This is a genomic window from Mycobacterium sp. TH-M25 (assembly GCF_057473665.1).
In genome coordinates, this window is sequence record NZ_JBYCLA010000505.1 from 1 (window position 1) to 5,631 (window position 5,631).

The window sequence follows — 5,631 nt, forward strand, 5'->3', positions numbered from 1 at the left end:
GTTCTACGTGGGCGGCCACACCGACGTGGCGCTACGCCGCGCGGCACGGGTCAGCGACGGATGGACCAGCGCAATGATGACGCACGCCCAGCTCGCCGAAACCATCGGCAATCTGGACAAGCTGCGCGCCGAAAACGACCGTGCGGAATTGCCTTTCGAGATCCAGGCGGTATGCATCGACAAGTTCGGCGTGGACGGACACCGCGAGCTCGCCGAAATCGGGGTCACCGACTACATCACAATCCCGTGGATTCTGGACGGCCTCGGGACCGATGCGCCGCTGGACAAGAAGAAGGACTCGTTGAAGCGTTTTGCCGACACCTATATCCATTCAGGCTGGCAGAAGTGAGCGGGTCGCCCGCTCACCTGGCCGGTAAGCGCTCCCGTGACGCCGTCGCAGCCAGAGACAAAGACGCCTGGCTCGCGGTCTTCGCCGACGACGCGATCGTCGAAGACCCGATCGGCCCTTCGCATTTCGACCCCGACGGCAAAGGCCATCGCGGCCGGGAGGCCATCTCGGCGTTCTGGGACAACGCGATCGCACCGACCGACAAGATCGAATTCGTCTTCGACAAGACCTATCAGTGCGGCAACGAGGAAGCCAACGTCGGCCACATCCTGATCACCGCGACGGGATACCAGGTCACCGCCGAAGGGGTGTTCACCTACCAGGCCGACGACGACGGCAGGCTGCTGGCGCTGCGCGCCTACTGGGAAGTCGACCAGGCCACCGCGAGCGCGCGCAAGATCTAAATCGGCTGCAACCCGGTCAGATAGCGCTGCGCGAGATCCTGGTATGCCTTCGGGTTCACCTTTACCCACATCTCGGCGCCGGTGCCGGCGATCGGTCCCCTGATGACGGCCGGCGATCCGACCACCAGAACCTCGGCGGGGATCTTCGTGCCGCCGGTCACCAGCGCGCCCGCCGCTACCAAGCTGCGCTCGCCGATCACCGCGCAGTCGAGCACGGTGGCGTGGTTGGCGATCAGTGCCTCGGCGCCGATGTGGGCGCCGTGGATGACGCACATGTGCGCGACGGTCGCTCCGGGGCCGATGTCGACGGGAACGCCCGGCGGTGAATGGAGCACTGAGCCGTCCTGAACGTTGGCGCCCACGCGCACCGTCACCGGCCCGTAATCGGCGCGCAGCACGGTGTTGAACCACACCGACGCGCCGGCCTCGACGGTCACGTCGCCGATCAGGGTGGCGGTCGGGGCGACGAAGGCGGTGGGATCGACGCGCGGAGATCGGCCTTCAAAGGAAAACAGCGGCATTGTCCACATATACCGCAGGCGGGTCACCGGTAGTGATGTCGCCGTCATTGCGCGATCCGGGGAAAAAACTGTAACGTGTTCTAGTTAGAAGTCCGATAAACCTGGAGGCCTGATGGCTACCGAAACCGCCGAAGTTCGCGAGATCGACGCGGGCACCCTGCCCGACCGCTATGCCCGCGGCTGGCACTGCCTGGGCCCGGTCAAGGACTACCTGGACGGTGAGCCGCACGGCATCGAGGCATTCGGCACCCACCTCGTCGTGTTCGCCGACTCGCGCGGTGACCTGCACGTGCTGGACGGGTATTGCCGGCACATGGGCGGCAACTTGGCCCAAGGCACCATCAAGGGTGACGAGGTCGCCTGCCCATTCCACGACTGGCGCTGGGGCGGGGACGGCAAATGCAAGCTGGTGCCCTATGCCAAGCGGACGCCACGGTTGGCCCGGACCCGGTCCTGGACCACCGACGTCCGCAGCGGACTGCTGTACGTCTGGCACGACCACGAGGGCAACCCGCCACCGCCGGAATTGCGGATCCCCGAGCTTCCCGAGTTCGCCAGCGACGAGTGGACCGACTGGCGCTGGAACTCGATGCTCATCGAGGGCTCCAACTGCCGCGAGATCATCGACAACGTCACCGACATGGCGCACTTCTTCTACATCCACTTCGGTCTGCCGACGTACTTCAAGAATGTCTTCGAGGGGCATATCGCCTCGCAATACCTGCACAACGTGGGGCGGCCCGACGTCAACGACCTGGGCACCTCCTACGGCGAGGCGCACCTGGATTCGGAGGCGTCTTACTTCGGCCCGTCGTTCATGATCAACTGGCTGCACAACAGCTACGGCGACTACAAGGCCGAGTCGATCCTGATCAACTGCCACTACCCGGTCACCCAGGACTCATTCGTCCTGCAGTGGGGCGTGATGGTCGAAAAGCCCAAGGGCATGGACGAGAAGATGACCAACAAGCTGGCCAAGGTCTTCACCGAAGGCGTCAGCAAAGGCTTTCTGCAGGACGTCGAGATCTGGAAGCACAAGACCCGCATCGACAATCCGCTGCTGGTCGAAGAGGACGGTGCGGTGTACCAGATGCGACGCTGGTATCAGCAGTTCTACGTTGACGTCGCCGATGTCACGCCGGACATGACGGACCGCTTCGAGATCGAGGTGGACACCACCATCGCCAACGAGAAGTGGCACGTCGAGGTCGACGAGAACCTGCAGAAGCAGGCTTCAGAACCCGAAACGAAGGCCGAGCAGCCCGCTACATGAGCGCGTCGGACCAGCCGCCTGACGTCGATCGGCTCGCTCGTTCGATGCTGATGCTCCATGGCGATCACGAAAGCCATGCCGAGCCGGCCCCGGCCGGCAACGGTAAGAGCGGCGGATCGTGGTCCAAGGCACCCGATTTCGCCGGAGATCCGGAACGCGCCGCCGCCGTGCAGGAGGCCACCGAGGCTGATCGCAGCCGCTATCTCACGTCCGGCCTGCAGCCGGTGGACTGCCGGTTCTGCCACGCCACGGTCAACGTCAAACGTCTGGGCCCCGGACATACTGCGGTGCAATGGAATAACGACGCGTCGCAGCGCTGCGCCTATTTCGCTGAGGTGCGGGCGACGGGTGAACCGAGCGCGCGGTCGCGGGCCTGCCCGAAACTCGCCGACAGCATCGAGCATGCCGTCGCCGAGGGGTGCCTGGAAGCGGTATCCACGGCTACCCCGCCCGGCGACGGCTGATCACAGCCCGGCGACGATGCGGTTCGCGCAGCGAACGGCTGAGGAGCCGGGCAAAACGATCACAGCCCGGCGACGATGCGGTTCTCGCAGCGAACGGCGGAGGAGCCGGGCAAAACGAGCACCGCCCGGCGACAATGCGGTTCGCGCAGCGAACGGCGGAGGAGCCGGGCAAAACGATCACAGCCCGGCGACGATGCGGTTCACGCAGCGAACGGCTGAGGAGCCGGGCAAAACGATCACAGCCCGGCGAAGCGTTCCTTGACGGCCTCTGCGGTCAGCCCGTAGTCGGCCAGCTCGTACTTGTGCTTGGGAGCCCTTGCACCGGTCTGGCTTTCGGCGTGGCTGTCTTCCATCGCCTGCCGTGCCTCATCGGTGAGCGGGATTTCGAACTTGCGGTAGATGTCGGCGACGGTGCCGAGCGGGTCGGCGATCAATTCGCGGTAGTCGACGTCGTAGAACTGGGCCGGACTGTACTTGGCGCGCGCGGTGTTGAACTGTTCCAGGCCGCGCGACCAGGTTTCCACTGAGTCGGCACCGATCTGCGCGCCGACGAATGTCGTTGACCAGCCGTCGGTGGTGTGCTGGGCCAGCGAGCACATCGACGCCATGATCGTCTCGACCGGCCGATGCGTCTGAATGACCAGGGCGTCGGGGTAGGTCTCCATCAACGCGTCGAGAGCGAACAGATGGCTCGGGTTTTTCAGCACCCAGCGCTTGTCAGCGTCGTTGAATCCAATCAGCTGAAGGTTTTTGCGGTGACGCCGATAGGCCGGCGTCCAGTCCTGCTGCGACAACCACTTTGAGTAACTCGGCAGATGCGCCAGCGTCTCGTAGGACACCGAGTGCAGCGACTGACGCAGCAGCTGCCAGCATTCCTCGAGCTCGTAGGCGGCCATGAAGTGCAGGCCGGTGTAGCCCGGGTTGTCCTGGTGGTGCCGGGTGAACTGTTCGTCGAGTTGGCGATACAGCGGGTGCGATTCCCAGGTGTCGCGCGGCGGCCGCGGCTGCGGGAACTCCGCCAGCCACATGTGCAGACCCTGGTGTGCCGGGTCGGCGCCGAGCAGTCGGTGCAATGCCGTGGTGCCGGTGCGCACCAGCCCGGTGACGAAGATAGGTCGATTGATCGCCACGTCGGCGTGCTGCGGATACTGCTTCCACGCCGACTCCGACAGCAGCCTGGCCACCAGCGCGCCGCGCAGGAAGAAGCGATTCATCTTGCTGCCCAACACCGTCAGGCCGGCCTCCTGACGGTACGAGTCGAGCAGCACGCCGAGCGCTTCGCGGTAGTTGTCGGTGTCGGCGCCGAAGTCGTCGAGCCCGGTCAGCTTGGTTGCCGAAGCATGCAATTCGTCGACGGTGGCAATGTCGGTGCGTTCACCCATTACGCCGCCTCCTCCTCATCGCTTCGCTCTGCATCGTCACCGGCGGCAGCAGTCATGTCTAGTTGTGGTACTCGCCGCAGTTGACATCCAACGTCTGTCCGCTGATCCCGCTGGACAAGTCGCTGGCCATGAACATGATGGCCGACGCGACCTCCTCTTCGGTGGGCAGCCGCTTGAGGTCGGAGTTGGCGGCGGTGGCCTGGTAGATCTGCTCGGCGGTGGTGCCATACTTACCGGCCTGATGCTCGAAATAGGCTTGCAGTGTCTCACCCCAGATATAGCCGGGTGCAACAGAATTGACGCGGATTCCCTTCTCGCCGAGCTCGGTGGCCAGCGACTGCGACATCGACAGCAGCGCGGACTTGGCCATCTTGTAGGCCCCGTATTTCGCCTGCGAGTGCCGCAGCACCATGGAGTTGACGTTGACGATCGAACCGCATGCTTCCTCCAGCGCCGGCGTGAAGCCTTGGATCAGCCGCAACGCACCCAGGGCGCTCAGCTCGATCGCATCGCGGATGTGCTGAAAGCTGGTTGCGGCCAACGGTTTCATCGACGGCACTCGGAAGGCGTTGTTGATCAGAACGTCGACCTTGCCGAAGTTCGAAGTGGTGGATTCCACCAGCGCCGCGACGTCGTCGTCTTCGGTGATGTCCGCGCGCACCGCGAGCGCCTTGTGCCCGGCGCCGCCGAGTTGCGTGGCAAGGTCTTCCAGGCGCTCGACCGTGCGTGCCGCAAGGACCAGTTCGGCGCCTTCTTGCGCACATCGGTGGGCCAGCGTGGTACCGAGCCCCGGGCCCACACCACTGATCACGATGACTTTCTTGTCGAGCATTCCCGTCATGGCTTGACCCTTTTCAACCCAGCATCCTTGCTGCGATTTGCTCTTGGCGCAACGCGATTCGGGTACGCCAGTCTTCCTCAGAAATCCTGTTGTGCTCGTAATGCGGTAAGACGGCAGGGAGCTTGTCGATCTTGACGAGCTCGACGGAGGGACCGTCGGCCTCGGTGAGCGGACGCGACACCCGCTGCCAGCGGAACTGCAGAAAGCCGCGGCGGTGGCCCAGCGTTTCGACCCAGTTGGTGACGCCGGGGTTCTGGTCGGCGACGACGATGCGGACCTTACCGTCCGGATCCGCTTGCGCCTGAGCGTTGTTCAGCGACGTCTGGTGGTTGACGTAGTCCAGCGAGATGTACCACAGGCTACCCAGCTGGAAACCGAGGTAGGGCGCGTCGGTCAC

Annotated in this window: 6 protein-coding genes and 2 pseudogenes; 4 read left to right on the forward strand and 4 right to left on the reverse strand. The window is 64.4% G+C overall.

All coding sequences use genetic code 11. The features are described 5' to 3' along the window. A pseudogene (locus AC2VOU_RS17020) lies at nucleotides 1-349 on the forward strand (LLM class F420-dependent oxidoreductase); the annotation flags it as partial. Continuing rightward, nucleotides 346-753 carry a nuclear transport factor 2 family protein gene (locus AC2VOU_RS17025; protein WP_486958426.1) on the forward strand — a complete coding sequence of 136 codons (408 nt, stop codon included), beginning with the start codon at nucleotides 346-348 and terminating at the stop codon, nucleotides 751-753. The pseudogene AC2VOU_RS17020 and the gene AC2VOU_RS17025, both read left to right, overlap by 4 nt. On the opposite strand, the gene AC2VOU_RS17030 is transcribed toward AC2VOU_RS17025, so the two are convergent. Next, nucleotides 750-1,274, reverse strand: coding sequence for a gamma carbonic anhydrase family protein (locus AC2VOU_RS17030; RefSeq protein ID WP_486958431.1), 525 nt, complete (start codon nucleotides 1,272-1,274; stop codon nucleotides 750-752). The genes AC2VOU_RS17025 and AC2VOU_RS17030 overlap by 4 nt on opposite strands. Before the next feature lie 112 nt (nucleotides 1,275-1,386). Here AC2VOU_RS17030 and AC2VOU_RS17035 point away from each other — a divergent pair, with 112 nt between their 5' ends. Further along, nucleotides 1,387-2,547 (forward strand): 3-ketosteroid-9-alpha-monooxygenase, oxygenase component, encoded by a 1,161-nt coding sequence (locus AC2VOU_RS17035; protein ID WP_486958427.1) that lies wholly within the window; start codon nucleotides 1,387-1,389, stop codon nucleotides 2,545-2,547. Continuing rightward, nucleotides 2,544-3,011, forward strand: a complete 468-nt coding sequence (locus AC2VOU_RS17040; RefSeq protein ID WP_486958428.1) for a hypothetical protein — start codon at nucleotides 2,544-2,546, stop codon at nucleotides 3,009-3,011. Before AC2VOU_RS17035 ends, AC2VOU_RS17040 begins: the two co-directional genes overlap by 4 nt. Before the next feature lie 236 nt (nucleotides 3,012-3,247). Here AC2VOU_RS17040 and AC2VOU_RS17045 read toward each other — a convergent pair whose 3' ends face one another. The 3 genes and pseudogenes from AC2VOU_RS17045 to AC2VOU_RS17055 form a co-directional block, all read right to left on the reverse strand. After that, nucleotides 3,248-4,393 (reverse strand): sulfotransferase family protein, encoded by a 1,146-nt coding sequence (locus AC2VOU_RS17045; RefSeq protein WP_486958429.1) that lies wholly within the window; start codon nucleotides 4,391-4,393, stop codon nucleotides 3,248-3,250. 58 nt (nucleotides 4,394-4,451) lie between these two features. Next, complete coding sequence (locus tag AC2VOU_RS17050; RefSeq protein ID WP_486958430.1) at nucleotides 4,452-5,234, reverse strand: SDR family oxidoreductase; 783 nt, start codon at nucleotides 5,232-5,234, stop codon at nucleotides 4,452-4,454. Nucleotides 5,235-5,247: 13 nt separating this feature from the next. Then, nucleotides 5,248-5,631: pseudogene (locus tag AC2VOU_RS17055) on the reverse strand (hypothetical protein); the annotation flags it as partial.

Coding starts and splice junctions, on each gene's coding strand:
- AC2VOU_RS17030 (WP_486958431.1), bottom strand. CDS start 1,274: ATGCCGCTGTTTTCCTTTGAAGGCCGATCTCCGCGCGTCGATCCCACC.
- AC2VOU_RS17035 (WP_486958427.1), top strand. CDS start 1,387: ATGGCTACCGAAACCGCCGAAGTTCGCGAGATCGACGCGGGCACCCTG.
- AC2VOU_RS17040 (WP_486958428.1), top strand. CDS start 2,544: ATGAGCGCGTCGGACCAGCCGCCTGACGTCGATCGGCTCGCTCGTTCG.
- AC2VOU_RS17045 (WP_486958429.1), bottom strand. CDS start 4,393: ATGGGTGAACGCACCGACATTGCCACCGTCGACGAATTGCATGCTTCG.
- AC2VOU_RS17050 (WP_486958430.1), bottom strand. CDS start 5,234: ATGACGGGAATGCTCGACAAGAAAGTCATCGTGATCAGTGGTGTGGGC.